The sequence below is a fragment of the Bacillus sp. FSL R9-9410 genome (assembly GCF_038050385.1).
Taxonomy (GTDB): Bacteria; Bacillota; Bacilli; order Bacillales; family Bacillaceae_G; genus Bacillus_A; species Bacillus_A cereus_U.
This window is the reverse complement of sequence record NZ_JBBOTV010000001.1, coordinates 3,736,514-3,762,961: the sequence shown is the minus strand read 5'-3', so window position 1 is coordinate 3,762,961 and position 26,448 is coordinate 3,736,514. Positions and strand designations below refer to the sequence as shown.

Here is a 26,448-nt window from a genome sequence, read left to right as displayed (position 1 = left end):
ATTTTTACGGAGTGTGGGGTTGGTTGTAGCTTAATGGTCGCCAACTGTCTACTGTATAAAAAAGTAGACAGTAATGTATGCTTTTTTGAAAAATGTATACAGATTTATCCCGCTATTCGCCGGGCAGTAAGACCCCCACCTCAAAATTCAGCGAAGGCAAAGAAGTTAGGTGTGGGCGGGCTGCCCGTAAAAGCCCGATTGGTGTGGGCTAATAATCAGTGGGGGATGAAGAACCCCCCACTGATTAAAGTTTCACTTTATACTCTATGCGTTGGCATGATACTTGCAATGAAAATAGTATTAACATATAGGGGAGAGATAGAAATGAAGATTAGTAAAATATACACGACAATTGATGCTCACGTAGCTGGGGAACCGCTTCGAATTATTACGGGCGGAGTACCAGTGATAAAGGGAGAAACACAACTAGAAAGACGCGCATACTGCATGGAACATTTAGATCATCTTCGTGAGATTCTTATGTATGAACCGAGAGGACATCACGGCATGTACGGTTGTATCATTACTCCGCCTGCAAGTCCTCATGCTGATTTTGGCGTATTATTTATGCACAATGAAGGCTGGAGTACGATGTGCGGTCACGGAATTATTGCTGTTATTACAGTAGGGATTGAAACGGGTATGTTTGAAATTACAGGTGAAAAACAAAAATTCATTATTGATAGCCCTGCTGGGGAAGTTATTGCGTACGCAAAATATAACGGGAACGAGGTAGAGTCCGTATCATTTGAAAACGTTCCTTCGTTCGTATACAAAAAAGACGTTCCTATTAAAATAGATGACTATGAATTCCAAGTAGATATCGCGTTTGGCGGAGCATTTTATGCGGTAGTGGATAGTAAAGAATTTGGTTTGAAAGTTGATTTCAAAGACTTAGCTGCTATTCAAACGTGGGGCGGTAAAATTAAGCACTACATTGAAAGCCAAATGGAAGTGAAACATCCACTTGAAGAAGGTTTAAAAGGAATATACGGCGTTATTTTCTCAGATGAACCGAAAGGAAAAGACGCTACTTTACGAAATGTAACAATCTTTGCTGACGGGCAAGTAGACCGTTCCCCTTGCGGTACAGGAACTTCTGCAAGAATCGCAACTCTTTTTGAAAAAGATGCCTTACAAAAAGGAGAGATTTTCATCCACGAATGCATTACTGACGGCCAATTTGAGGGAGAAGTATTATCCGTAACAGAGGTAGATAAATATGAAGCTGTCGTTCCGAAAGTAACAGGGAATGCATTTATTACAGGATTCCATCAGTTTGTTGTAGATCCGAGGGATGTTTTGAATCGGGGGTTTTTGTTAGGATAGGAGGAGGAGGTGGAAAGATATGCTAGTCATAAGCGCGAACGAACAAAAAAACTTAGTAAATATGAATGAAGTCATTGAATACGCGGCGCTTGCTTTAAAAGAATTTTCAGCAGAAAGAACGATTACACCAATTCGCGGCTCATTACCATTTGCGAACGAGCAAAATACCGCATTAATTATGCCTTCAGTAGCGGAAGGACTTGAAGCACTCGGTTTAAAAGTAGTAACAGTAGCTCCTCATAATAAAAAGATAGGAAAGAAAACGATAAACGGAATCGTTATGCTATCAGACTTTCAAACGGGAGAACCGCTCGCACTTTTAGAAGGATCGTACTTAACGATGATCCGAACAGGTGCCTTATCAGGAGTAGCGACAAAATATTTAGCTCGTCATAACGCAAAAAACTTATGTATTATCGGCACAGGAGAACAAGCGAAAGGAATTGCAGAAGCTGTGCTCGCCGTTAGGGACATTGAAAAAATCATTTTATATAACCGAACGGAAGAAAAAGCGTATGCATTCGCGCAATATATACAAGAGAAATTTAACAAACCGGCTTATGTCTACAGAGATCCAAATGAAGCAATAAGCGAAGCAGACATCATCGTCACAACAACGAATGCATCCACACCAGTCTTCTCAGAAAAACTACAAAAAGGCGTCCACATAAACGCCGTCGGTTCATTCAGACCGAGCATGCAAGAGCTACCATCTCACGCCATCGCTAACGCAAACAAAGTAGTAGTCGAATCAAAAGAAGCAGCGCTAGAAGAAACCGGTGACCTCCAAGTTCCAATAAAAGAAGGCTTATTTGAGGCAAGTGACATCCACGCCGAACTTGGTCAAATCATTAGCGGGGAAAAAGCTGGTAGAGAGAACGATGAAGAGATTACTATTTTTAAATCAGTTGGTTTAGCGGTAGTAGATATAATTGTTGCGAAGTATTTGTATGAGAAAGCGGTGGAGCGCGGGATAGGGAATAGGATTGAGTTTTGAGAGACTGCCTTTTGGTGGTCTTTTTTTGCATAAAATCTTGTAAAGCAAGAAAAAGTAGAATATTTAATGATTAGAATTTGAATATTAATATTCTAATATTCAATAAAAAGATAAAATGTTTTAAAATTCATAATAAAACATTATAATATATTTAGTAAAATTAACCAATTCATATTTTACTCATTATGTATTAAAGGGGAAATGAAAATGGCTGGACAAATTCGTATGTCACCAGAGGAGCTTAAGTCGAAAGCTGCTCGATATGGACAAGGTGCAAATCAAATTGAGGATATTTTACGTCAATTACAAAACTTACAAAATGAATTAAGAGGAGAATGGGAAGGTCGTGCTTTCGAAGGTTTTGATCAACAGTTCAATGAATTAAAGCCAAAAGTACAAAACTTTGCACAACTATTGCAAGAAATTAATATGCAGCTGAATAAAACTGCAGAGGCTGTTGCTTCTCATGATGAAGAATTATCACGTAATTTCGGTTTGAATTAAAAAACACTTTACTCTACATAACAAGCATTTCAAATGAGCCATACAGCTTATATTGTATGGCTCATTTGATTGCATGACCAGTGAGTGATATTGATAGGGATATATATTTATTGAGATTTCTTTGATGCGTTTGGAAAATTTATTGAAAGGGTTTGAAAGAATGGGACAATTTCAAAGTAATTTACAAAAAGCAACGCAAATTGCTACGAAAATGGGATCAGCCTCTGATAGGATTCAAAGTGCAACCAGTCGTTCTATAACAAAGGCGACGCGTACAACATTATCTGTTAACTTCAAAGCACAAGAAGCGAATCAGCAAGTTTTAGACTTGACGAAACAATTTTCCGCTGCCTTTCAACAAGCGGTTGATAATATTCATTCGGTATCTAATGAATTTGAGAGAATGGATAACGAACTTCAAAATATTTTTCGCTAATGTGACAACCTACGTAAAGTAAAATAGTAGGAGGAAAAAGATGAGTCAAGATATTGAAAAACAAATTAATGAAGTAAATCAAAAGTTAAGAAGTGTATTTGAAGAACAAGACCGAAATCAATCCGCGATTCACATTCAGGAGCAAGCGGAAGCAGATTTTTATGAATGGAGAGGTAGAAGCCATCGTTTGTTTGATCGAATTTTAGGAACTTGGCATGGTGATAGAGAAATGTCTCAGTTTTTTATGAATACATATCAAGAGGCACAACATATTGAACGAAAAGTCACATTTGAATTGGAAAACAAAAAAGAAACGTTGCTTAAAGAAAGACGAGACCTTAGTGATTTAGAAAACGACCTTTCCTATCAACAACAACAATTAGCAAGGGAGGTCAATGCATGAGTTTAAATATGTATTTGGGAGAAGTACAAAGCCAAACTCAAAGCATGAATGCTGTATGTACGGCTACCATTCAAGGTATGGAACAAGCCATTCAGTCGATTGACGCTTTTGCAATTGATACGGCTCTACAAGGACAAACATATAGCAGTGCAAAATCATTTTTTGTACAAACCTTTCGTCCTTTAGCACAAGGAATCATTTACTTATGTGAAGAATTAATCCGTCAGAATGATGCTTTTCCAAGTCAATTTCAATCACAGGTAGCTTCAACAGATGTAATCGAACAAGAAATATTAGAACAAATTCGAGAAATTGACCGAATGAAGGCAAGTATGGAAGCCATCAGTCAAGCTATGCCAATTCCGGGTATGGACGCTATGGCGAATCTTTTTATTGCCATGAGGCGCAAACTTCAAGAAAAGCTAGATCATCTATATGAATTTAATCAAACATCTAGCAATAACTATAGTACAGCAATTCAATTAGCAACTAGCATTGCTATTGGTCTTGCGGAAGTTCAAAGTGGAAAAGGATTTAGTCCTGTAAGTGGTACATTTAGTACACAAGGGATAAATATGGAGTGGACGTCGTCTATTCATAAGATTACAGAAGATAAAGCTCGTAAAGTTGATAATTTGATTAAAGAAGGAACAAAGCATGAAAGGTTGAATAAGGATTCTGAAAAAGTGGATAATAATTATTTTTCTACTAAGTTGAATAGTATGAGTAATACAAAAATTGATTCAAATGATCATTTTAAATTTAAAGAATCTGGTGCAGTAGTTGGGGATCCAGATAAAAAAAGTAGTGCTTTCGCTCAAGTGTTAAAGTATGAAACTGATATACAATTACCCAAAAATATAAATACCTTTTTTGGTGATTTAAAATCTTTTGATAAAATTGGTGGAGAGGCAAAAGGTGCATTGATAGATGCTGGTTTTAAAGCAGGAGATTTTACAATTCATGAACAGTTACTAAGAGCCGAAGCTAAAGTTCAATTTGGTGGAGGTATAGGTGGAGAAGCAAAGATTGCTGGTACTTTTAATGATATTGGTGTAGATCATGATTATGGGAAATTACATATTAAACTGGGAGATGCTGAAGCTGGTATCTTCGCTAAAGATGGTTACCGTGGTTTTAGTGCAAAGGCTGATTTAGCTAAGGTTGAGGGAGAAGTTAAAATACCGTTACCTTTTATTGATGATTGGAAACTAGTTGTTGGCGGAGATGTAGCTTATGGTAGTATAGGTGGAGAGGCAAAAGTTGGATTAAAAAATGAATTAAGTGTTGGTCTTGGACCTGTTGGTTTAGGAATAAAATTTGGAGTAGAAAAGTAGAAAAGAGTTAGAATGTTATATTTATGAGGGGGAAGTTTTTTTGTTTTCATTGCAAGTGTTTAAAAAGATTTTAATTATTTTTGTTTTTATTGCTGTTCCTTCTAGTTTATTAGCCGTTTGGCTTGGAGCAGATGCTACTTTTAAAGAGAAAATGATATTATCTCTAATTTTTGGCATAGTGATGCCGCTAGCTTTTTTTATTTTTTATAAAATCACATCTTTATTTTTAAAGTAGTAATTAGTTTATTTAGGAGGAGTTTTGTATGGAAAATATAAATATACCAAAATTACCAATAGGAAGCGAATTATTACCAATTGGTTCTGTAGTTCTTGTAGAAGAAATTAATCAACTCCTTATGATTTATGGTAGAAAGCAACAACAAGATGATAATAAATTATGGGATTATGTTTCTTGTCCATATCCTCATGGTAATTTATCAAAAGAATATAATGTATTTTTTAATCATAATCAAATTGCTCATTTATTATTTAAGGGTTTTGAAACAGAGGGTGAATTAGAATTAAGAAGTAAATTATCTGAGTTTTAGTGGAAATGGAGAAAATATAATATGATTTTAGGAATTTCATATTTTGATATTTTTTGTATCATAATTATTGCTTTGTTTTTTTTCACTTTCTGGAGATTGAATGCTCGGTATAATAAGAAACATAATGTTCCTAAGGTTTTTCAATGGTTTCCTAGAAGATGGGGGAAAAGAAAAATTTCAGAGCATTTATCTCAACTAAATAAAAAGTTAGAAGCTGAAGGGAAAGGTATTTGGGTTACAATCTATGCTATAGATTTGTACATCGTAACTATCCCTTGTACAGTAAAAAAATATAAATCTTAATATATATGTTTGTAGAAGAGACCTTTTAATTTAAAATAAAAGGTCTTTCTTTATAAATTTCCACTATTTTTTATGACAGTTGAAATAGTAATTTTAAGTAAATTAAATTTGAAATGTATCAAGAATATTATCTTTTTCTTCTTTATTGATTCCAATATATTTGAGTGTAATCTTTGGTGTGCTGTGGTTTAATATCTCTTGCAACATAGCAACATCTTTAGTTTGTTTATAGAACCAATAGCCGAAGGTTTTGCGCATGGTGTGAGTCCCAATAGATTCGATACCAGCAAAATCTTTGGCTTTTTGAAATTTTTGATAAGCCTAGATCTTATTAATGGGGTGATCTTCTTTTCGAGAAGGGAATAATATTTCACAGAAGGTGTAAAATGGGATGTTGATTTAGATGGTGATGGTGATGGTGAAGATGATAGTATTAAGGATATGGTGAAAACGGGTGTGAAAAAAGCTTGGTCAACAGTAGCGGGGTGGTTTAATTAACATGAAAAAAAATACAGATTTTAATAAGAAAGCTTTTGAATATTATATGGCTCTTTACGCTGTAAATGATATAAGATCGACTATAATTACTCTTGTGATTGGGATAACAGATATATTTGTGCTTTTGCCTGCTTTTGCGAATCCTGTTCAACCGATATATATGTACATAATAGTTCCACCAGTTGCTTTTTTAAATTTATGGGCAATATGGATTGTTATAAATCCTAGGAAACGACAATTACAATACACTCTATTTCGTGGGGTATTTGGTATCGTATGTTCAGTAGGATTATTAGTTATAACCCAAAAGTTTGCATATGGAATGTTAGGATTACAAACTCCCATCTATTTTATTTTTTCGGTTGGTTTGTATATTTTTGCTTTGAATTATTATTATAAAAATCATATTAAAAAACTTCAGGAACCCATCAAAAAATCAAAATCATCGAAAAAAAACTCTGGTTTCGGAGTAGTGGCTTTTATAGGATTGGGTCAACTCGTTGCTAATATCAGTCTTGGTTTCGCAACACAAAAGACGGTAGCAATTGTATTAATGTGTGTATACTCAATGCTTTCGTTTATGTTGTTTCATTTCATTATGGAACTTCATAGGTATTATTATTTAAGGAAGCATATAGAAGGTGGAGGTAGAACACATGAAACCTTTTAAAGAGGTTTATTGAATTTTAAGTATTGTGATTTATGGAAGGAAATAAAAACTTATGGTTAAAGAATCTGTGATGTATGACTATATTGGCTGTTTTTATCCAGAAGGATACATTAATCCGGATTATACATTTGCATTTAATCATGAGGATATTGAAGAAGTTATATTTGTAGGTTTTATAGATGAGGAAGAAGAGGCATTTGTAGGATTGCTTAATTGAATATGATCTAGAAATAGGGAAAGGAATCGAAACGATTCATGCCATTTATATAACTTTTATACGAATGATTCATATATAGAAGAGCAATATGATGGCATAGATATGTTCGCATCATCCAGTGAAAAACATGATGCAACAGGCACAAAAATTGGTGAATTAATAACGAAAGAAAAACAAAAGTGTCTATACACCTATGATTTCGGTGATGGTTGGGAACATGAACTAGTGTTAGAAAAAATATTACCATTTGATGAAGAAGCGATAGTTCCTATATGCCAAAAAGGAAAAAGAGCATGCCCACCCGAAGATTGTGACGGCCCTTATATGTACAACGAAATTCAAAAGGCATTGCGAGGAGAAGGTTAACTGGATGAAGGACTACTGGAATGGCTAGGGGGATTTGATCCAGAGGAATTTGATTTGGATAATGTGAATGAGATGTTGGAGGAGTAGGAGATAGTTTAGGTGGGAAGACCGCCTTTTGGTGGTCTTTTTAATTGAGGTTAAATTTATCGATTTACTGATAAAGATTGACAATAGTAAGAGGGAATTTTTATGTATTTGCGCATGAGAGTGTATTGAGGGAGTATTGTTTGTTCACAGCAAGTGCCAATATTTATATTTATCATTAAATCCTCGTGGTAAAAATCAAATTGATATTATGTTGGAACATGTGAATTCTATGCAGATTTTTTTACCATTCCCGCCATTCTTCTGTTATATCTTCCTCGGACTCTAAGCCAGCTATTCGTGCTGCTGTATCGATAAATTCATAGAGATCTTCTCTTTCCATTGTTTCGATAAAGCAGTCATATTCAGCATTTAGATCATTTATTTTAATAACTACCTCTTTAACGACTTGCATTATTTCGGCTTCGGTTGGATTCTCACCTAATTGCTCTAGATGGTTAATGTAAGTGTCAAGAACCTTATTTGTTGCACTTATATTTTCTTCAGTGAAAAATTCCCCATCTTCATCATGCTCAACCCATGGGGTTGTTGGTTTGTTTTTTTTCAATTCATCAAACGTCATGATAACCTCCTAAAAATGTTTTTTTATCTTTAATCTCATTCTACATTTTCAATTATATATAACAACCATTTCAGAGAAACTGTCTGTAGGCTGCTAGTCATTCAACTCATTTTACGAGGCTACCTATTCGTGGTCTTTTTATTTTATCCCCCGCATAAATATATTTTATCGCAAGAATTCATTAATAGATTTCAAACTGTCTATCTTTGCGAAAAAGTTTGACAATACATACGGGTAGTGGTAATTTAAAACCTATAAGAAAACTCGGTATTAATTCCGAGTTTTCTTATAGGTGTAAATATTCGAGAGGGGTCGAAATATGAAGAAGAAGTTGTTTGCATTACCATTTGTCCTACTATTACTTATTGCATTAGCAGCTTGCTCAGGGGAGAAAGATTCTTCGAAGCAAGCGAACACTAGTAAATCAGGGACTCCGAAAGATGGAGGAACGTTAACAGTTGGTGTTAGTGATAATCCAGATACGATGAACCCGCTTTATGCGAATGATCGTGTGTCGTTAACGATACAGCAAGCTTTATATGCACCGCTGTATCATATGGAAGACGGTAAGAAAAAATTTGTTCTTGCTGAAAGCTTTACGCCTTCAGAGGATCAATTAACATGGACTTTAAAATTAAAGGATAATTTGAAATGGCATGATGGTAAGAAAATTACATCAGATGATATTGTATTTACATTTCAATCTATTTTAGATGAGAAGCAAAATAGTTCAAGCCGTGAAAACTTTATTTTTAAAGGAAAGCCGCTTGAGGTGAAAAAAGTGGATGAGCTAACGACTCAATTTGTATTACCGCAAGTAAGTGCATCTTTCGAAGGGGTTATGAACGATTTCTTCCCAATTCCGAAACATGTATTTGAAGGTGAAGCGGATTTAGTGAAGAGTAAGAAAAACTTACAACCTGTAGGATCAGGTCCATTTAAATTAAAAGAGTTTAAATCAGATGAATATGTTGCGCTAGAGCGATTCGATGATTATTTTGCTGGTAAAGCGAAATTAGATTCTGTCGTGTACCGCGTTGTAAAAGACCGTAATACGGCAAACGTTTCACTTCAAAATGGTCAAATCAATATGAAGATGATTGAGCCGCAAGACTTTAAGAAATTAGATAGCACTGGGAACTTCTCAATGGTGACATTCCCTGAAGGTAGATTATTCTACTTAGCTTATAACTTTAATACAGACCTTATGAAGAAAAAAGAAGTGCGCCAAGCAATTGCGCATGCATTAGATAAGAAAGAAATGATTAACTCAGCATTCGTTTCTAGTCAATTTGCAGAACCGGCGAATTCAATCTTAACACCAGACGCTATGTATTATGCGAAAGATATTAAAGAGTATAAGTATGATCAAAAAGAAGCGAAAGATTTACTAGCAAAAGCTGGTGTGAAAGATAAAGAAAAAGTACGCGTTATGTATGTAACGAATAATAAAATCATGGAAAGTCTAGCGCTATATACACAACAAAAATTACAAGAAGTTGGCTTACAAGTTGAACTGAATGCATTAGATGCTAGTGCGGCAAGTGAGAAGAGCTTAGATAAAGAGAATAAAGAATATGACATTACATTCGGTGGTTACATAATGGGACCAGAGCCTGATTCATATAAGAGCTTATTCTTAAGTAATGCAGAATACAATTATGCGCGTTATAAAAATACTGACTTTGATAAGTTATGGGAAGAAGCTGCAGTTGAAACAGATAAAACGAAACGAGCAGAGCTATACCATAAAATCCAAGATACAGCGAGAGCAGACTTACCTTATCTTCCAATCGCATATCCGAAAGCGGTTATTGCAGTAGATAAAAAGTTTGATGGATTAAAAGAAGCAAAAGCAATTCCTGTCACAATGTTTGAAGATCTATCGAAAATTTATGAAGTGAAATAAGAAACTGTAAAGAAGCTGGTGGAAATCAGCTTCTTTATCCCGCTTTAACGGGCTGCCCGTAAGCGGGATAATAATCAGCAGGGGATGGACAAACCCCACACTGATTAAAGTTTCACTTTATCCCGCATTAACGGTCAGTAAGACTCCCACCTCAAAATTCGGCTAAAGCAAAGAAGCTAGGTGGGAGATCAACTGTCCGTAAATGCCCGATTGGTTCAACTAATAATCAGTGGGGATGGACAAAACCCCCACTGATTAAAGTTTCACTTTATCTTGAGGGGGGAAGTTTGTGTATAAAGTAATTGCAAAGAGGCTTTTAAATGCAATTCCGCTTTTATTTGTTATTTCTATTATTTCTTTTCTATTAATAAAACTAGCGCCGGGCGATCCCGTTCGAAACTTTGTAACGCCGAATATGAGTCCAATTGATGTCGAGCGTATTCGCAAAAGTTTAGGACTAGATCAGCCGATTTACGTGCAATATTTTTTATGGTTAAAAAATATTTTAACAGGGAATTTTGGATACTCACTTCAAAACCATCGTCCTGTTTTAGAACTTATCACAGAAAGATTACCCGCAACAATCGGATTAATGGGATCATCTTTACTCGTCTCATTTGTAATCGCAATACCGCTCGGACTATTTACAGGGGTGAAAAAGAATTCGTTCTTTGATCGCACCGTGAACTTCATCTCCTATGTGGGAATCTCAATGCCAGTCTTTTGGTTCGCGTTACTATTAATCTACTTGTTCTCTTTAAAGTTGAACATGCTTCCGAGTATGGGTATGCGCACAGTCGGTCAAGATTCCTTCTGGGATATTGTCCAGCACGGCATTTTACCTTGCATAGTGCTAGCGTTCCAAAACATCTCTGTCTATATGAGATATATTCGCTCAAGCACAATTCAGCAATTAGAAGAAGATTACGTACAAATTCAATATGCGTACGGTGCTTCAAAGAAAACAGTTTTATTTAATCACGTACTTCGAAACGTATTAATACCAATCATTACAATTTTCGGATTATCCATTCCGAGTTTAGTAGGCGGAGCGTTCATTACGGAAACAGTATTCTCATGGCCGGGACTCGGTTCACTCGGGGTGAATGCCATTTTTAGATTTGATTATCCAATTATTATGGCAATCACATTATTATCATCGTTCATGTTAATTCTCGGTAATTTAATTGCTGATATTTTATATGGCGTAGTAGATCCGCGCATTCGAATGAGGGGGTGATTTGGAATGAACAATAGGAGATTTCAAACGATAAAAAATAGTTTTACAAAAAATAAGTTTGTAGTAATGGGAGTTATTATACTTGGTGTTTTAACAATCGCGTCTCTTTTCGCATTCATATCACCGTATGATCCTAGCAAAATGTCGATTCCAGATCGTTTACAAGAACCGAGTTTAAGTCATCCTTTCGGCACAGACGATTACGGAAGGGATTACTTAACGAGAGCGTTATATGGCGGACGAGTTTCCCTTGCGGTGGGTTTTCTAGCGATGGTTGTTTCCATTACAATCGGGACCGCAGTAGGAACAATTAGCGGATATTTTGGCGGAAAGTTAGACAACTTCTTAATGCGAATTGTTGAAGTTCTTATGTCGATTCCATCATTCTTCTTAATGCTACTATTAAATGCTTACTTAAAACCAGGAATTACGACGTTAGTTCTTATTATCGGATTACTAACATGGATGGACACCGCCCGCATTGTAAGGGCAGAAACGTTATCTGTAAAAGAGCGTGAGTACGTTTTATACGCAAAAGTGTCGGGACAAAAGTCACTTATGATTATTGTAAGACATATCATTCCTAACATTTTATCAACCATTATTATCGCAGCGACATTAACAATTGCGACATCGATTTTAATGGAATCATCACTTAGCTTCTTAGGTTTAGGTATTAGAGAACCGGATTCTTCTTGGGGCAGCATGCTAAACAATGCGCAAGGATACATAGGTGAAGCTTGGTATTTAACACTCTTCCCGGGGTTCCTTATTTTATTAACTGTACTAAGTTTTAACGTAATCGGTGAAGCGTTGAAAAAAGCTTTCGCACCAAAAGGGGCTCATCATGAGAACTAATGCTTTAAGTGAGGGGGAGTGAAAAGCGTGTCTGAAAAACTATTAGAAGTAAAAAACTTAAAGACTTCTTTTTTCATAGAAGACGGCGAAGTAGAAGCTGTTCGCGGCGTTTCATTTAGTTTGAAAAAGGGTGAAGTCGTTGGGATTGTTGGCGAATCGGGAAGCGGAAAGAGCGTTATGGCGAAATCCGTTATGGCTCTCGTTACGCCTCCGGGGAAAGTGAAAGAAGGAGAGATTCTTTTTCAAAATGAAAACGTGCTTTCTAAATCGGAGAAAGAATTACGCTCTATTAGAGGAAATCAAATTTCACTCATCTCTCAAGATCCAATGTCTGCATTAAATCCAGTTGTGGAAATTGGAAAACAGATGACAGAAGTAATTGTGCGCCATCAAAAGGTGAAAAAGAGAGAAGCACAAAATATCGCGGTCAACTTGCTAAAACAAGTTGGTCTTTCTTCACCGGAAGAAAGGATAAAACAATATCCACATGAACTAAGCGGTGGTATGAAGCAGCGGGTTATGATCGCAATGGCAATGTCTTGTAACCCAGACCTTCTCATTGCGGACGAACCGACGACAGCGCTTGATGTAACGATACAAGCACAAATACTAGATTTAATGAAAAACTTAAAAAACGAAACGAATATGTCATTACTTCTTATTACACATGATCTTGGAATTGTTGCGCAAAACTGTACACGCGTCATCGTTATGTACGGCGGGCTTATTATGGAAGAAGGACATGTACTTGATATTTTCCAATCGCCGAATCATCCGTATACGAAAGGGCTATTAAACTCTCTGCCAAAAATATCGAACGGAGTAAAAGAAAGACTAGCGCCAATTCAAGGTGTAACACCAAACTTACTACACCCGCCGAAAGGATGCCCATTCGCAGAGCGTTGCCCACATAAAATGGACATTTGTGAAAAAGAACGTCCACCTTATTTTGAAATCGGAAACGGAAGACGCTCTATGTGCTGGTTAAACGATAGGGCGGTAGGTGATTCCCATGCATGAAGAAAACTTAATTGAAGTTCGGAACTTAAAAAAGTATTTTCCTATTAAAAAAGGACTATTCGGCAGAAAAACAAAGCAACTAAAAGCAGTAGACGACCTTAGCTTCACAATAAAAAAGGGTGAAACATTCGGACTAGTAGGGGAATCCGGCTGCGGAAAATCAACGACAGGAAGAAGCATCATTCGTTTACACGACGTCACTTCAGGTAACATCCTATTCGACGGACAAGATATCGCAGATCTAAAAGAAAGTGAACTAAAAGAATATCGAAAAAGAATGCAAATCATTTTCCAAGACCCATACGCATCATTAAACCCGACAATGAACGTATTCCAAATTATTAGCGAACCGATGAACATTCACGGATCCTACACAGCGGAAGAAAGAAAAGAAATCATTCTAGACCTTCTAAAAAAAGTAGGCCTAAAAGAAGAACACCTATATCGCTACCCGCACGAATTTAGCGGAGGCCAAAGACAGCGTATCAGCATCGCGCGCGCACTATCTGTAAAACCGGACTTCATCCTATGTGACGAACCAATCTCAGCACTAGATGTATCAGTCCAAGCACAAGTCGTAAACATGCTGCAGGATATTCAAGAAGAAACAGGAGTCACATACTTATTCATCGCACATGACCTATCCATGGTAAGACACATATCAGACAGAATCGGAGTCATGTACTTAGGAAACATAGTAGAAATTGCCGACAGTGAAGACCTATACACAAAACCGGCACATCCATACACACAAGCACTACTCTCATCCATGCCAGAACCAGATCCAACAAACATAGGCAAAGAACGGATCATTCTGCAAGGCGAAGTTCCAAGCCCACTCAACTCACCATCCGGCTGCAAATTCAGAACGCGCTGCAAATTCGCCACTGAAAAATGCGCACAGGAAGTACCGAAGATGGTGGAGATTGCGAAGGGGCATGAGGTGGCTTGTCATTTGTTTTAGAGTGGGGGAAAAGCAGTGGGGGGACCTGGTGCTTTTTTCTTTGTAGGTGGACGTGGTGTGGGATTGGTTGTTAGTTTAGGAGATAGTGCGCGCGAAATTTGTCGGTAAATCGATATGTTATGCCGAAACGTTGATATATTTTTGTAAAGAGTGGGATTGGTTGTAGACTAATGGTCAGCGACTGTCTATATTTGCATGTCTTATCATATAATTCCCCTTATTTTTTTATTATAATTTGAATGACATGTTAGATTGTATATTTTGTCCTTAATATATTTAAAGGGTAATTGGGTATTAAGATTAATTAATGGAATGAAAGATTTGGATTAAATGTACCTATTATTAAATTCGGAAATAGTATCTCTAACGCTGAAAAGATAGTTGGTTTAGGGCTTCTTTTCTATATTTTAGAAACAATTAAAGTAAGAAAAAGTAAAATGTTAATATCCTAATATTCAACAGAAAGATAAAATGTTTAAAAGTTCAAAATAATACTTTATAATATATTTAGTAAAATTAACCAATGTATATTTTGCTCATTATGTATTAAAGGGGAAATGAAAATGGCTGGACAAATTCGTATGTCACCAGAGGAGCTTAAATCGAAAGCGGCTCGATATGGACAAGGTGCAAATCAAATTGAGGACATTTTAAGTCAACTACAAAACTTACAAAATGAATTAAGAGGAGAATGGGAAGGACGTGCTTTTGAAGGTTTTGACCAACAGTTCAATCAATTAAAGCCAAAGGTACAAAACTTTGCACAGCTATTACAAGAGATTAATATGCAGCTTAATAAAACTGCAGAGGCTGTTGCTTCTCATGATGAAGAATTATCACATAATTTCGGTTTGAAATAAAAATTTTCATACTCTATATAACAAGCATTTTAAATGAGCCATACAGCTTATAGTGTATGGCTCATTTGATTGCATGCCTAGCGCGAGTGATATTGATAGGGATATATATTTAATGAGATTTCTTTGATGCGTTTGGAAAACTTATAGAAAGGGTTTGAAAGAATGGGACAATTTCAAAGTAATTTACAAACAGCAACGCAAATTGCTACGAAAATGGGATCAGCCTCTGATAGGATTCAAAGTGCAACAAGTCGTTCTATAACAAAGGCGACGCGTACAACACTATCTGTTAACTCCAAAGCACAAGAAGCTAATCAACAAGTTTTAGACTTGACGAAACAATTTTCTACTGCCTTTCAACAAGCGGTCGATAATATTCATTCAGTAGCCCAAGAGTTTGAGAGAATGGATAACGAATTTCACAATACTTTTCGCTAATGTGACAACCTACATAAAGGTAAAATGGTAGGAGGAATATGATGAGTCAAGATATTGAAAAACAAATCAATCAAGTAAATCAAAAGTTAAGAAGTGTATTTGAAGAACAAGACCGAAATCAATCCGCGATTCACATTCAGGAGCAAGCGGAAGCGGATTTTTATGAATGGAGAGGTCGAAGCCATCGTTTGTTTGATCGAATTTTAGGAACTTGGCATGGTGATAGAGAAATGTCTCAGTTTCTTATGAATACATATCAAGATGCACAACATGTTGAAAGAAAAGTCACATTTGAATTGGAAAACAAAAAAGAAACGTTGCTTAAAGAAAGACGAGACCTTAGTGATTTAGAAAACGACCTTTCCTATCAACAACAAAAATTAGCAAGGGAGGTCAATGCATGAGTTTAAATATGTATTTCGGAGAAGTACAAAGCCAAACTCAAAGCATGAATGCTGTATGTATCGCTACTATTCAAGGCATGGAACAAGCGATTCAGTCGATTGACGCTTTTGCAGTTGATACTGTGTTACAAGGGCAAACATATAGCAGTGCAAAATCATTTTTTGTACAAACCTTTCGTCCTTTAGCGCAAGGAATTATTTACTTATGTGAAGAGCTAATCCGACAAAACAATGCCTTTCCAAGTCAATTTCAATCACAGGTAGCTTCAACAGATGTAATTGAACACGAGATATTAGAACAAATTCGAGAAATTGACCGAATGAAAACAAGTATGGAAGCTGTCAATCAAGCTATGCCAATGCCGGGTATGGATGCCATGGTAAATCTTTTTATTGTTATGAGGCAAAAACTGCAAGAAAAGCTGGATCATTTGTATCAATTCAATCAGACCTCTAGTAATAATTATAGTACAGCAATTCAATTAGCAGCTAGTATTGCGACAGGTTTGGTGGAAGTCCAAAGTGGAAAAGGTTTTAGTCCCGTAAGTGGTACGTTTAGTACACAAGGTTTGAATATGGATTGGATAGCGCCTATTCAGAAAATTACAGAAAAGAAAATTACAGAAAAGAAAACTCTTGAAGCGGATAAGAAAAATTCACGAGACGAAGATGCTAAGTTCATGGAAGGATCAGTAAAGGATAAAGAAGGAAAGCGAATTGGATTTGAGGCTGAAGGGTCTATAATGGAAAAAAAGAGCAGCCTCTCTAATGGTGATAAGCTTATTAAGGAACGATATATTGATGAGCTTTCAACAAAGGCTATAGCTGGTAAATTGGATGTGAATATACCCTATGATTGGAAGAGTTTAAAAGAAGATGCACTTGCTAGTAAAGTTATTGGCGTAAAAGGGGAAGCAGGTATTTTAGATAACTCATATAAATTTAAATCCACAATTCCTTTAATCACACCTGTAGGTATCATACAATTAAAAGATAGAGAGGTTACAGTTACTCAAAAAATTTTTTCAGGAGAAGTTATAGCAGGTATTGACGATTACTCCTTAAAAGCAGGATCGGAAGCTTCTACACTTAAGTATGAAGTAGAAGTAAGTATGCTACATTTTCCAGATTGGTTGCCAATTTTTGGAGGTACAGACCTGAAAATTAAAGGTGATTTGGGATTAGGCGCAATAGGTTTGAAAGGTAGCGTTGGAAAAGAAACTGGTATAACAGTTCCTGCTTTAGAGGGTTTTACTGTGGGAAGTAGTATTAAATTTGAAAAACCTGAGGAGAAAAAATGATATGAAAACTCCATCGTATAAACCATTATATATTTTAGTTTATGTCGTAATATCTGTATCTATTATAGGGTTAATGATTACTCCATCCAACAATTGGTGGGAAAAATTGTTAGGAACTATCGTTCTCATTCTTTTGGGAGCAGGTTTAATATGTTTTTTAAAATTCGGACGGTGGGCGCAAGAGAAATTTTATGATAAATTTACAAAAAAACGGGATTAATATAAGACTGGAGTAATTAAGATATGCGTACAATAAATAGAATTCTGTCTTTTACTGTATGTATTATGTTTATGTTGTTAATTGGGGCTTCTTCTACTATACGGTTAGAAGACAAACTTTTACTTATAGGTTTGTTACTAATTTGCAATGTTATTGCATACTTTACAGTAGAGTATATCTATAAACGTATAGACAATAAGAAAAAGCAGTAGATTTATAATCTGCAAAATTTATTTAATATTTAGGAGGCAAACGTATCAATGAAACTATTACCAATTGGAACAGTAGTTAAGCTAGAAGATATGGAACAAAGCGTTATGATTATTGGAAGAATGGCTATTTCAGAAGATAAACGTGAATTTGATTATGTAGGTGTTCTTTACCCTATTGGATTTATAGGTAACGAAAATGTGTTGTGTTTTAACTACGATAAAATCACAGAAGAAATGCATAAAGGATACATGACGGATGAAGAATTAGTTTTACGTGAAAAGTTATTAGAAATGTAAATAAAGCTTTTGTTTATAGATATCCTTTTAGTAAAAATACTTTAAACGTCTTGGGAGAAATCTTTAAAAGATGACATGCTATAATTTAGCATGTCTTTTTTATGAAAAGAATTCTTTTCCATCTAAATAGCTGCCTTTCTGCCAATTTCATATGTTGCTCTAGATGCTTCGAATAACTTTTGATTACGTTGCTGTTTAGCTTGTTTTATGATAATTGTGGCATACTGATTTAAGGTGGTTTTTGTGCGAAATTCTTGCAAGTAATCTCCTGAATTTGGACATATTGATATTATTACTCTACAAAAGATGTGTGATCAGTATGGAAAAGGAAATCTATGTTGATTTTAGATAAATTTAAATAAGAAATGTATCAAGAATATTATCTTTTTCTTCTTTGTTGATACCAATGTATTTTAGTGTGATTTGTGGTGTACTGTGATTTAAAATTTCTTGCAACATGGCTACATCTTTAGTTTGTTTATAGAACCAATAGCCGAAGGTTTTTCGCATAGTGTGGGTCCCAATGGACTCTACGCCGGAAAAATCTCCGGCTTTTTGCAATTGTCGATAAGCCTGGATCTTACTAATGGGTTTGTCTCCTTTTCGAGAAGGAAATAACCAGGTACTTTCTAGTGTTTGGGAATACGAATAGACTTCATCAAAAATAGAAGTAAGGTTAATCATGCGTTCTTTCTTCGTTTCCCCCTCTTTGATTTTGAATTCTTTTATCTTTTTCCGTTTTAACTTTACGATGGTTTTTGTTTGAATTTGGAGTAGATCGCTGACACATAATCCTGTATGGATTCCAATAAGGAAGAGTATATAGTCTCGTTCAGAATAATGACGTTTGAGAGCCCATTTCATATCTTCAAGCTGTTCTTTACTTCTGATGGGGTGGACATCAATGAGATTTGGTTTTTTGTTCGCGGATTTTTAACATCTTTATTTACAGTGTTTTGAATGTAAACTAATAATAAAAAGTTTGCTTTCAAATTAGAAAAGGTTAGTCCCTCACTTCACTCCAGCTAAAAACCTCACACCCAAAAACAAAGGGGAACTCAATTGTTCAAACTCATATAAAGTTTCAATCTTGTCTAAGCATCCATTAGGATATACAATTGATCATCTATTTTTCTTTACATAATCTCCAGATACAGTCCATATCAACTATAGATTCTTGTCTTATGCTAAATGTAATCAAAAAGCAAGTAGATAAAGATAATGACTAAAACATTAACTCTAGATACTTTTTTGATGAATATTACAAATAAACAGGAGGTAATGAAAAATGATTAAAACATTATTAGCAGGAGCACTTTTAAGTACAGGATTGGTAGCGGGAGGTGCAGTAGGTGCAGATGATGCGAAAATGGACAATTTAAAATCAAATGAAGATAGTTCAAATCAAGTAATTACACAGAGTGCAGATGGAACAACGTCTTTCTCACAAAACTTTGATTTACCTAAAGATGCAGTGCCAGCAACTCCTAAAGGAGACGTAAAAACTGTTGAAAGAACAGAAGGTACAGGTTCTCAAGAAGGAAAAATGGTACCAACAAAAGAAGGTACAGATTCTCAACCTGGATTTGAAATGGGAGCCCCTGAAAAACCAGAGCATGCAAAAACTGTTGAAAGAACAGAGGGCACAGACTCTCAAGAAGGAAAAATGGTACCAACAAAAGAAGGAAATTAAATAATATATAGTTATAACGAAGAGCATCCAAAAAGTGGTGCTCTTTTTATATTATAGGAATCAACCGGTTTTACTCAATATAGAACTGTAGCGGGAATTCAAGCTAGAATATGGGTTACTGTCTCTTCAAATCATGGTGTTTGAAGCACTAGTTTTGGTGGTAACGTTACAACATAAACATTTTATTAGAGATTTTTTAAATTTACATACACTCTAGATAAACTACATATCAACTTCAGATACTTGTTTTATGATACAAGTAATCAAACAAAAGGAGGGCAATAAAAAATGATTAAAACAGTATTAACAGGGCACTCTTTTAAGTACAGGAGATTATTAACAGGTGGAGAAAATGTTGAAGATGTACAGACAGATAAACATATTCCATATGAACAAAATGAATTGCAGCAAACTCTAGAAAAGTACGATTCGAAGAAATTTGAGTTATAAAAAGAAAATAGATAAATATAGTGAAAATAGATAAATTGACAAGAGAAAAGCACTTTGTGTATATCACAGGTGCTTTTTATTTTCATTTTGATATAGGGCTTGAATTAAATTTTTACACTAAAATATATACGGCAAAAAGGGGGGAGTTCATTGCACAAAGTTATTTATGGGATATTAATTTTAATTTATACTTTGTATTCATTTTTTGTAAGTGATGGAAGTGAAGTAAGGTTTATTATGGTGTTAACTATAGTACTTATCTTTTCTGTGGTTTTAGAAAAAGGAAATGCAAACAAAACGACTGATTAAAGGTCTTTTTGTTTGCATTTTTTAGTTGGCTATTAAAGTCCAGATGTTTTAGGGATAGCACCAAATCGCCATCAAGCTTAAAGAACGATTTATCCCCAAACAATAAAAATGAGCTTTTTATTACAAGTTAGCACCAAATTTCGTTTTTGGGACACTATTAAATTTTTAGTTGATGAAAACACCTGCCTAAAATAGAAAACTTTTAACCTATTATCCTTTATTCCGTAGCTTTTAAGGTATTTAACACGACTTTGGTTGCGTCTGCAATAAGTTTATCATCGTATTTAGCATCCTCTTTATCATGATTAGAAAGTATAGCAAGAACAATCGGCTTTTTATTTGGTGGCCAAATAATTGCGATATCATTTCTTGTTCCGTAAGATCCCGCGCCTGTTTTATCAGCTACTTCCCATCCTTTTGGTACGCCCGCACGAATCAATTTATCTCCAGTTGTATTTCTCTTCATCCAATCTACTAATAGTTCACGTTTTTCTATTGGGAGTGCAGTTCCTAATGTAAATGATTGAAGTGTCTTAGCTATCGCTTCTGGTGTACTGGTATCATGTGTTTCTCCTGGATGCACTTCATTTAATTCAGGTTCAAATCGTTCTGAAGTAGTAACAGTATCTCCCATTTCTCTCAAGATTTTTTCAAATTCAGAGGGCCCTCCTAACTGTTTAAGAATCAAATTATGTGCTGTGCTGTCACTATATCGAACAGAAGCATCTGCAAGTTCTTTTAACGTCATGCCTGTATCAACATGCTTTTCAGTAATTGGATTATAATTAGAAAGATCTTCATGAGTATACGTAATCCTTTGATCAAGAGCTTCTAATGAGTTCTTGCGTAAAAGAGCGCCCACAGCTAATGATTTAGATGTAGATGCAAATGCAAAACGATCATCTGAATGATAAGCAACGGTTTGATTTGTACCTGTGTCCAGTGCATAAATACCAAGCTTAGCATCATATTCTTTTTCAAGTTTAGCGAAAGATTGATTACCTGTATTTTCTTGTTTAATTTGATTAGCTTGATTAGTTTGTTTAGGTGGTTCAGATTGAGTGTTACTATTGGAACAGCCTATAAGTGATACACATGAAAGTAATACTACAGGCACAATCTTTTTGTAATGTAAAATGTTAAAGAACTTGTTTAAAACGAACATAAATTTTCAACCTCTTTCAAGAATATATGGATTTTGTCTAGGTATTCTAAATACCAATGCAATTAAAGATGGCATAGGGTAACAATACTACTGCAGCTAAAATTTCACAGGTTAAAGGACATCCAAAACGTTTATATGATTGATAAATCACGGTTTGGGGTGTTTCTTTTTTGTTGCTACTTGTAATGGTTCACCTGTGAAAGTATTAAACTTGTAATACTTAACCGTAGTATTACAATACATGTTTTTTACTTTTGGGAATAATAAGTCCTTTCTTTTTTTTTTGTAATACATAAAAATAGATGTAAAACGGGATATGTTGTATCCAATCTGGACAACTAATATTAGAAATACACTTATTAGACACTCTAAGTAATAAATTTGTTCCACTTTAAGATGAGGAAGAATTTGGGGTTTGTAAAATAACAATGGAACTACGTGTTTTTTCGTCATACAAAAACCTCTACATATAAGTAGAGGTTTTTAAATTGTATATTAATGAATTATGCTTTTTTAGATAAAGAAAATCGAGTTCAGGTAAACGAAGAACATAGAAGAAACGTTGTTTGATAAACTTAAAGATACTGTTGAAAATAACGTAGAAGCGATGGATCAGTTGTACGAAAAATTTATTCGCCAGATAGAAAATACTCCTATTATCGGGCAATATCATAACTACAAAAAAGGGCAAAATGAAGTGGTGTTAGATGAACTTAAAGGAATATTAAACACAATTTTACATCCAATAGATAGTGTTGAGGGCGCTGTGTATGCTCTTTCTCACATCGACGGAACATTTGCTGCTATGGAATGAAAGATTTGGATTAAATGCACCTATTATTACATTCGGAAATAATATCTCTAACGCTGAAAGGATATTTGATCTAGGGATTCTTTTCTATATTTTAGAAACAATTAAAGCGAGAAGAAGTAGAATATTTAATGATTAGAATTGATAATATTCTAATATTCAATAGAAAGATAAAATATTTAAAAGTTCAAAATAATACAGTATAATATGTTTAGTAAAATTAACCAAAATATATTTTGCTTATTATGTATTAAAGGGGAAATGAAAATGGCTGGACAAATTCGTATGTCACCAGAGGAGCTTAAATCAAAAGCGACTCGATATGGACAAGGTGCAAATCAAATTGAGGATATTTTACGTCAATTACAAAACTTACAAAATGAATTAAGAGGAGAATGGGAAGGTCGTGCTTTCGAAGGTTTTGATCAACAGTTCAATGAATTAAAGCCAAAAGTACAAAACTTTGCACAGCTATTGCAAGAAATTAATATGCAGCTTAATAAAACTGCAGAGGCTGTTGCTTCTCATGATGAAGAATTATCACGTAATTTCGGTTTGAATTAAAAACACTTTATTCTATATAACAATCATTTCAAATGAGCCATACAGCTTATATTGTATGGCTCATTTGATTGCGTGCCCAGCGAGTGATATTGATAGGGATATATATTTAATGAGATTTCTTTGATGCGTTTGGAAAACTTATAGAAAGGGTTTGAAAGAATGGGACAATTTCAAAGTAATTTACAAACAGCAGCGCAAATTGCTACGAAAATGGAATCAGCCTCTGATAGGATTCAAAGTGCAACCAGTCGTTCTATAACAAAGGCAACGCGTACAACACTATCTGTTAATTCCAAAGCACAAGAAGCGAATCAACAAATGTTAGATTTTACGAAACAATTTTCCACTGCCTTTCAACAAGCGGTGGATAATATTCATTCAGTAGCCCAAGAGTTTGAGAGAATGGATAACGAACTTCACAACACTTTTCGCTAATGTGACAACCTACGTAAAGTAAAATAGTAGGAGGAATATGATGAGTCAAGATATTGAAAAACAAATTAATCAAGTAAATCAAAAGTTACGAAGTGTATTTGAAGAACAGGACCGAAATCAATCTGCGATTCAAGCTCAAGAACAAGCGGAAGCAGATTTTTATGAATGTAGAAGTCGAAATCGTCGTTTGTTTGATCGAATTTTAGGAACTTGGCATGGTGATAGAGAAATGTCCCAGTTTTTTATGAATACGTATCAAGATGCACAACATATTGAACGAAAAGTCACATTTGAATTGGAAAACAAAAAAGAAACATTGTTTAAAGAGAAACGAGATCTTAGTGATTTAGAAAACGACCTTTCATATCAGCAACAACAATTAGTAAAGGAGGCTAATTCATGAGTTTAAATATGTATTTGGGAGAAGTACAGAACCAAACTCAAAGTATGAATGCTGTATGTACGGCGACCATTCAAGGTATGGAACAAGCGATTCAGTCGATTGATGCTTTTGCAATTGATACTGTGTTACAAGGGCAAACGTATAGCAGTGCAAAATCATTTTTTGTACAAACTTTTCGTCCTCTAGCGCAAGGAATTATTTACTTATGTGAAGAACTAATCCGTCAGAATAATGCCTTTCCAAGTCAATTTCAATCACAGGTAGCTTCAACTGATGTTATTGAACAAGAAGTGTTAGAACAAATTCGAGAAATTGACCGAATGAAAACAAGTATGGAAGCTGTCAATCAAGCTATGCCAATGCCGGGTATGGATGCCATGGTAAATCTTTTTATTGTTATGAGGCAAAAACTACAAGAAAAGCTAGATCATTTGTATCAATTCAATCAGACCTCTAGTAATAATTATAGTACAGCAATTCAATTAGCAACTAGCATTGCTGCAGGTCTTGCGGAAGTTCAAAGTGGGAAGAGATTTAGTGTTGTCAGCGGTACATTTAGTACACAAGGATTGAATATGGATTGGACGGGGCCTATTCAAAAAATTACAGAAGATAAAGCTCGTGAAGTTGAAAGGTTAAATAAGGATTCTGAATCTGGTGAAGTAGATAAAAAAGATTCATTTTTAGGTATGACTGGATTCAGTTGGAATGCACCATTGGATGGACCGGGGAATATATTCGGAACACTTACAAGTGCAGCGGCAGTAATAGAAAAGGCTAATAAAGTAATTAATGGTTATAAGGTAACATACGATTTGGACAGAAGAGCACAACGCGTCCTTGTAAGAGAATATTCCGATTTTAAGGGAAATAAAAAAATTAATGGGAAATATAGGGATTATAAGATTTATTATGTAGATGATGTCGCGGCAAAAATGACAAATGGAACTGCTAGCAAGACGATAAAAGAAATAGATGCTCTTATAAAAAATGGAAGTGCGCTAAGTGCGTCTAAAATGGCTTTAAAGGATAAACTTGGATGGTTTAGTGTGGCTATAGACTCATATACGGATACAAGTGAGAATATCAAAAATAATGAATCAAATGATAAAATCGCAGGGGATATTATTGGTAATGTTGTTGTAGGAGGAGCAGTAACCGTAGGGGCAACGGCTCTTACAGTTGCCGCCCTCCCAGCAGCACCAGTTCTAGCGGTTGCCGCAGCTGGATTTGCGGTTTCAGTAGGACTAACATATTTCACAGAAGGTGTGAAATGGGATGTTGATTTAGATGGTGATGGTGAAGATGATAGTATTAAAGATATGGTGAAAACGGGTGCGAAAAAAACTTGGTCAACAGTAGCGGGGTGGTTTAATTAACATGAAAAAAAATATAAATTTTAATAAGAAAGCTTTTGAACACTATATGGCTGTTTATCCTGTAAATGAAATAAGATTCCAAATAATTGCCCTTGTTCTTGTGGGAGCAGACATATTTATTCTGTTACCCGCTTTTGCGAATCCTTTTCGATTACTCTATGTATATATAGTAACTCCTCCAGTTGTTTTTTTAAATCTGTGGGCGATATGGATTGCTATCAATCCTCGGAAACGACAATTACAATACACTCTATTTCGAGGAGTATATGGCACTATATGTTCAGTCGGATTATTGGTTATAACTCAAAAATATGCTTATGAAGTGTTACAATTACAAACTCCCATCTATTTTATTCTTTCATTTGGTTTGTATGGTTTTGCTTTGTATTATTTTTATAAAAATAATATTGAAAAACTTCAGGAACCAAGAAAAAAATCAAAATCATCGAAAGGAACTGGTGGTGTAAAAGTAGCAGCTATTGCAGCGGGATCGGGGCAGTTAATTGCTAATATAATTCTTAGCATTGCAACACAACAGATGGGGGCAATTGTATTTATGTCTGCATGCACAGTGTTTTCGTTTGTTTTGTTTTATATGATTATAGAACTCCATAAGTATTATTATTTACGGAAGCATATAGAAGATGGAGGGAAAATCCGTATAGGCTTTTAAAGAGGATTTGTTGCATTTCAAGTATATAATCGCATTCTTCTTATAGTTGGTTAAAGGATAGAAAAAATAGGAGGGAGAGTTAATCTCATGAATGTGGAATTACATTTAGATAGCAGAGATATCTTTTTTCTATTTTGGGTGATAGGGATAAATAATACTTAATCGAAAACGGCAGGATGGTGCAAGTGAGATTCTGCGCTATTCAAATAATCTTTGAAAAATATATAAGCCGTATAAGAAAGGGCGGAGAATTATGCAATTTTCTAAAGAAAAGCTGTTACCAAATGGCTCTATTGTTCTGTTAAAAGGTGGGACAAAAAAGGTTGTAATTTACGGAAGAAAACAACTACTTATGGTTGAAGAACCGGTTATGTATGACTACATAGGCTGTTTTTATCCAGAAGGATATATTGATCCTGATTATACATTTGTATTTAATCATGATGCTATTGAAGAAATTATATTTGTAGGTTTTATAGATGAGGAAGAAGAGGCATTTGTAGGATTGCTTAATTGAATATGATCTAGAAATAGGGAAAGTAATCGAAACGATTCATGCCATTTATAA

General features: G+C 35.0%; 33 protein-coding genes and 5 pseudogenes. 34 read left to right on the top strand and 4 right to left on the bottom strand.

What is annotated here, in order from left to right; all coding sequences use genetic code 11:
• The first annotated feature begins 276 nt into the window (after positions 1-276).
• The 9 genes from MKX77_RS19635 (at position 277) to MKX77_RS19595 (ending at position 5,857) form a co-directional block, all read left to right on the top strand.
• The gene (locus tag MKX77_RS19635) at positions 277-1,329 is read left to right on the top strand and encodes a proline racemase family protein (RefSeq protein ID WP_341307983.1); all 1,053 of its coding nucleotides are present in this window, start codon (positions 277-279) and stop codon (positions 1,327-1,329) included.
• A gap of 19 nt (positions 1,330-1,348) precedes the next feature.
• Positions 1,349-2,326 (top strand): ornithine cyclodeaminase family protein, encoded by a 978-nt coding sequence (locus MKX77_RS19630; RefSeq protein WP_341307555.1) that lies wholly within the window; start codon positions 1,349-1,351, stop codon positions 2,324-2,326.
• Positions 2,327-2,533: 207 nt separating this feature from the next.
• Positions 2,534-2,830 carry a WXG100 family type VII secretion target gene (locus MKX77_RS19625; RefSeq protein ID WP_341307554.1) on the top strand — a complete coding sequence of 99 codons (297 nt, stop codon included), beginning with the start codon at positions 2,534-2,536 and terminating at the stop codon, positions 2,828-2,830.
• Between the two features lie 160 nt (positions 2,831-2,990).
• The gene (locus MKX77_RS19620; RefSeq protein WP_000529658.1) at positions 2,991-3,266 is read left to right on the top strand and encodes a TIGR04197 family type VII secretion effector; all 276 of its coding nucleotides are present in this window, start codon (positions 2,991-2,993) and stop codon (positions 3,264-3,266) included.
• 40 nt (positions 3,267-3,306) lie between these two features.
• Positions 3,307-3,669 (top strand): DUF3958 family protein, encoded by a 363-nt coding sequence (locus MKX77_RS19615; RefSeq protein ID WP_016101711.1) that lies wholly within the window; start codon positions 3,307-3,309, stop codon positions 3,667-3,669.
• Complete coding sequence (locus tag MKX77_RS19610; RefSeq protein ID WP_341307553.1) at positions 3,666-5,006, top strand: T7SS effector LXG polymorphic toxin; 1,341 nt, start codon at positions 3,666-3,668, stop codon at positions 5,004-5,006. The genes MKX77_RS19615 and MKX77_RS19610 overlap by 4 nt, the downstream gene beginning before the upstream one ends.
• 40 nt (positions 5,007-5,046) lie before the next feature.
• The gene (locus tag MKX77_RS19605; RefSeq protein WP_002125620.1) at positions 5,047-5,241 is read left to right on the top strand and encodes a hypothetical protein; all 195 of its coding nucleotides are present in this window, start codon (positions 5,047-5,049) and stop codon (positions 5,239-5,241) included.
• A 28-nt stretch (positions 5,242-5,269) separates the two neighbouring features.
• Positions 5,270-5,554: a DUF4176 domain-containing protein gene (locus MKX77_RS19600; protein ID WP_002125622.1), complete on the top strand. Its 285-nt coding sequence runs from the start codon at positions 5,270-5,272 to the stop codon at positions 5,552-5,554.
• A 21-nt stretch (positions 5,555-5,575) separates the two neighbouring features.
• Positions 5,576-5,857, top strand: coding sequence for a hypothetical protein (locus MKX77_RS19595; RefSeq protein ID WP_002125625.1), 282 nt, complete (start codon positions 5,576-5,578; stop codon positions 5,855-5,857).
• Positions 5,858-5,959: 102 nt separating this feature from the next.
• Here the strand turns inward: MKX77_RS19595 and MKX77_RS19590 are convergent.
• Positions 5,960-6,223, bottom strand: a pseudogene (locus MKX77_RS19590) (tyrosine-type recombinase/integrase); the annotation flags it as partial.
• Between the two features lie 133 nt (positions 6,224-6,356).
• Here MKX77_RS19590 and MKX77_RS19585 point away from each other — a divergent pair.
• The 3 genes and pseudogenes from MKX77_RS19585 to MKX77_RS19575 form a co-directional block, all read left to right on the top strand.
• On the top strand, positions 6,357-7,025 hold the full coding sequence (locus MKX77_RS19585) for a hypothetical protein (protein ID WP_341307552.1): 669 nt from the start codon (positions 6,357-6,359) through the stop codon (positions 7,023-7,025).
• A gap of 13 nt (positions 7,026-7,038) precedes the next feature.
• Positions 7,039-7,242 (top strand): annotated as a pseudogene (locus MKX77_RS19580) (DUF4176 domain-containing protein).
• A 48-nt stretch (positions 7,243-7,290) separates the two neighbouring features.
• Positions 7,291-7,608 (top strand): annotated as a pseudogene (locus MKX77_RS19575) (plasmid pRiA4b ORF-3 family protein); the annotation flags it as partial.
• A 328-nt stretch (positions 7,609-7,936) separates the two neighbouring features.
• Here MKX77_RS19575 and MKX77_RS19570 read toward each other — a convergent pair.
• Positions 7,937-8,275 (bottom strand): hypothetical protein, encoded by a 339-nt coding sequence (locus tag MKX77_RS19570; protein WP_341307551.1) that lies wholly within the window; start codon positions 8,273-8,275, stop codon positions 7,937-7,939.
• A 319-nt stretch (positions 8,276-8,594) separates the two neighbouring features.
• On the opposite strand from MKX77_RS19570, the gene MKX77_RS19565 reads away from it, so the two are divergent.
• The 12 genes and pseudogenes from MKX77_RS19565 (at position 8,595) to MKX77_RS19510 (ending at position 17,998) form a co-directional block, all read left to right on the top strand.
• The gene (locus tag MKX77_RS19565) at positions 8,595-10,184 is read left to right on the top strand and encodes an ABC transporter substrate-binding protein (RefSeq protein ID WP_341307550.1); all 1,590 of its coding nucleotides are present in this window, start codon (positions 8,595-8,597) and stop codon (positions 10,182-10,184) included.
• Between the two features lie 289 nt (positions 10,185-10,473).
• The gene (locus tag MKX77_RS19560; protein ID WP_341307549.1) at positions 10,474-11,424 is read left to right on the top strand and encodes an ABC transporter permease; all 951 of its coding nucleotides are present in this window, start codon (positions 10,474-10,476) and stop codon (positions 11,422-11,424) included.
• A 6-nt stretch (positions 11,425-11,430) separates the two neighbouring features.
• Complete coding sequence (locus MKX77_RS19555; protein WP_002140566.1) at positions 11,431-12,282, top strand: ABC transporter permease; 852 nt, start codon at positions 11,431-11,433, stop codon at positions 12,280-12,282.
• Positions 12,283-12,309: 27 nt separating this feature from the next.
• Positions 12,310-13,302, top strand: a complete 993-nt coding sequence (locus MKX77_RS19550) for an ABC transporter ATP-binding protein (RefSeq protein ID WP_341307548.1) — start codon at positions 12,310-12,312, stop codon at positions 13,300-13,302.
• Positions 13,295-14,266 carry an ABC transporter ATP-binding protein gene (locus tag MKX77_RS19545; protein ID WP_341307547.1) on the top strand — a complete coding sequence of 324 codons (972 nt, stop codon included), beginning with the start codon at positions 13,295-13,297 and terminating at the stop codon, positions 14,264-14,266. The genes MKX77_RS19550 and MKX77_RS19545 overlap by 8 nt, the downstream gene beginning before the upstream one ends.
• A 308-nt stretch (positions 14,267-14,574) precedes the next feature.
• Positions 14,575-14,718 (top strand): annotated as a pseudogene (locus MKX77_RS19540) (ABC transporter ATP-binding protein); the annotation flags it as partial.
• 111 nt (positions 14,719-14,829) lie between these two features.
• Positions 14,830-15,126 (top strand): WXG100 family type VII secretion target, encoded by a 297-nt coding sequence (locus MKX77_RS19535; protein ID WP_227593424.1) that lies wholly within the window; start codon positions 14,830-14,832, stop codon positions 15,124-15,126.
• A gap of 162 nt (positions 15,127-15,288) precedes the next feature.
• Positions 15,289-15,564 carry a TIGR04197 family type VII secretion effector gene (locus tag MKX77_RS19530; RefSeq protein WP_341307546.1) on the top strand — a complete coding sequence of 92 codons (276 nt, stop codon included), beginning with the start codon at positions 15,289-15,291 and terminating at the stop codon, positions 15,562-15,564.
• A gap of 41 nt (positions 15,565-15,605) precedes the next feature.
• Positions 15,606-15,968 (top strand): DUF3958 family protein, encoded by a 363-nt coding sequence (locus tag MKX77_RS19525; protein WP_002166286.1) that lies wholly within the window; start codon positions 15,606-15,608, stop codon positions 15,966-15,968.
• Positions 15,965-17,269 carry a T7SS effector LXG polymorphic toxin gene (locus tag MKX77_RS19520; protein WP_341307545.1) on the top strand — a complete coding sequence of 435 codons (1,305 nt, stop codon included), beginning with the start codon at positions 15,965-15,967 and terminating at the stop codon, positions 17,267-17,269. The genes MKX77_RS19525 and MKX77_RS19520 overlap by 4 nt, the downstream gene beginning before the upstream one ends.
• A 1-nt stretch (position 17,270) precedes the next feature.
• Positions 17,271-17,489: a hypothetical protein gene (locus MKX77_RS19515; RefSeq protein ID WP_000856866.1), complete on the top strand. Its 219-nt coding sequence runs from the start codon at positions 17,271-17,273 to the stop codon at positions 17,487-17,489.
• A 260-nt stretch (positions 17,490-17,749) separates the two neighbouring features.
• Positions 17,750-17,998 (top strand): DUF4176 domain-containing protein, encoded by a 249-nt coding sequence (locus MKX77_RS19510; protein WP_000771621.1) that lies wholly within the window; start codon positions 17,750-17,752, stop codon positions 17,996-17,998.
• Positions 17,999-18,352: 354 nt separating this feature from the next.
• Here MKX77_RS19510 and MKX77_RS19505 read toward each other — a convergent pair whose 3' ends face one another.
• The gene (locus MKX77_RS19505; protein ID WP_341307982.1) at positions 18,353-18,904 is read right to left on the bottom strand and encodes a tyrosine-type recombinase/integrase; all 552 of its coding nucleotides are present in this window, start codon (positions 18,902-18,904) and stop codon (positions 18,353-18,355) included.
• A gap of 382 nt (positions 18,905-19,286) precedes the next feature.
• Between MKX77_RS19505 and MKX77_RS19500 the strand changes: the two genes are divergently transcribed.
• The 3 genes from MKX77_RS19500 to MKX77_RS19490 all read left to right on the top strand — a co-directional run bounded on the left by MKX77_RS19500 (position 19,287) and on the right by MKX77_RS19490 (position 20,450).
• Complete coding sequence (locus MKX77_RS19500) at positions 19,287-19,691, top strand: alpha-ketoglutarate permease (RefSeq protein ID WP_341307544.1); 405 nt, start codon at positions 19,287-19,289, stop codon at positions 19,689-19,691.
• A gap of 288 nt (positions 19,692-19,979) precedes the next feature.
• Positions 19,980-20,141 carry a hypothetical protein gene (locus MKX77_RS19495; protein ID WP_171903091.1) on the top strand — a complete coding sequence of 54 codons (162 nt, stop codon included), beginning with the start codon at positions 19,980-19,982 and terminating at the stop codon, positions 20,139-20,141.
• A 150-nt stretch (positions 20,142-20,291) separates the two neighbouring features.
• Entirely contained in the window at positions 20,292-20,450 is a 159-nt protein-coding gene (locus MKX77_RS19490) for a hypothetical protein (protein WP_002087303.1), read from the top strand.
• Positions 20,451-20,667: 217 nt separating this feature from the next.
• Here MKX77_RS19490 and blaIII read toward each other — a convergent pair whose 3' ends face one another.
• Positions 20,668-21,615 (bottom strand): class A beta-lactamase BlaIII, encoded by a 948-nt coding sequence (blaIII, locus tag MKX77_RS19485; RefSeq protein WP_002016516.1) that lies wholly within the window; start codon positions 21,613-21,615, stop codon positions 20,668-20,670.
• A 541-nt stretch (positions 21,616-22,156) separates the two neighbouring features.
• On the opposite strand from blaIII, the pseudogene MKX77_RS19480 reads away from it, so the two are divergent.
• From MKX77_RS19480 to MKX77_RS19450, 7 genes and pseudogenes are all read left to right on the top strand, one after another.
• Positions 22,157-22,426, top strand: a pseudogene (locus MKX77_RS19480) (hypothetical protein); the annotation flags it as partial.
• A 267-nt stretch (positions 22,427-22,693) separates the two neighbouring features.
• A complete protein-coding gene (locus MKX77_RS19475) occupies positions 22,694-22,990 on the top strand; it encodes a WXG100 family type VII secretion target (RefSeq protein ID WP_000918597.1) in 297 nt (98 codons plus the stop codon).
• Positions 22,991-23,149: 159 nt separating this feature from the next.
• The gene (locus MKX77_RS19470) at positions 23,150-23,425 is read left to right on the top strand and encodes a TIGR04197 family type VII secretion effector (RefSeq protein WP_241138885.1); all 276 of its coding nucleotides are present in this window, start codon (positions 23,150-23,152) and stop codon (positions 23,423-23,425) included.
• A gap of 40 nt (positions 23,426-23,465) precedes the next feature.
• Complete coding sequence (locus MKX77_RS19465) at positions 23,466-23,828, top strand: DUF3958 family protein (protein ID WP_002201591.1); 363 nt, start codon at positions 23,466-23,468, stop codon at positions 23,826-23,828.
• Positions 23,825-25,207 carry a T7SS effector LXG polymorphic toxin gene (locus MKX77_RS19460; RefSeq protein WP_341307543.1) on the top strand — a complete coding sequence of 461 codons (1,383 nt, stop codon included), beginning with the start codon at positions 23,825-23,827 and terminating at the stop codon, positions 25,205-25,207. Before MKX77_RS19465 ends, MKX77_RS19460 begins: the two co-directional genes overlap by 4 nt.
• A gap of 1 nt (position 25,208) precedes the next feature.
• Positions 25,209-25,880, top strand: coding sequence for a hypothetical protein (locus MKX77_RS19455; protein WP_341307542.1), 672 nt, complete (start codon positions 25,209-25,211; stop codon positions 25,878-25,880).
• 253 nt (positions 25,881-26,133) lie between these two features.
• Positions 26,134-26,397, top strand: a complete 264-nt coding sequence (locus MKX77_RS19450; RefSeq protein ID WP_001160636.1) for a DUF4176 domain-containing protein — start codon at positions 26,134-26,136, stop codon at positions 26,395-26,397.
• Positions 26,398-26,448: the final 51 nt, after the last annotated feature.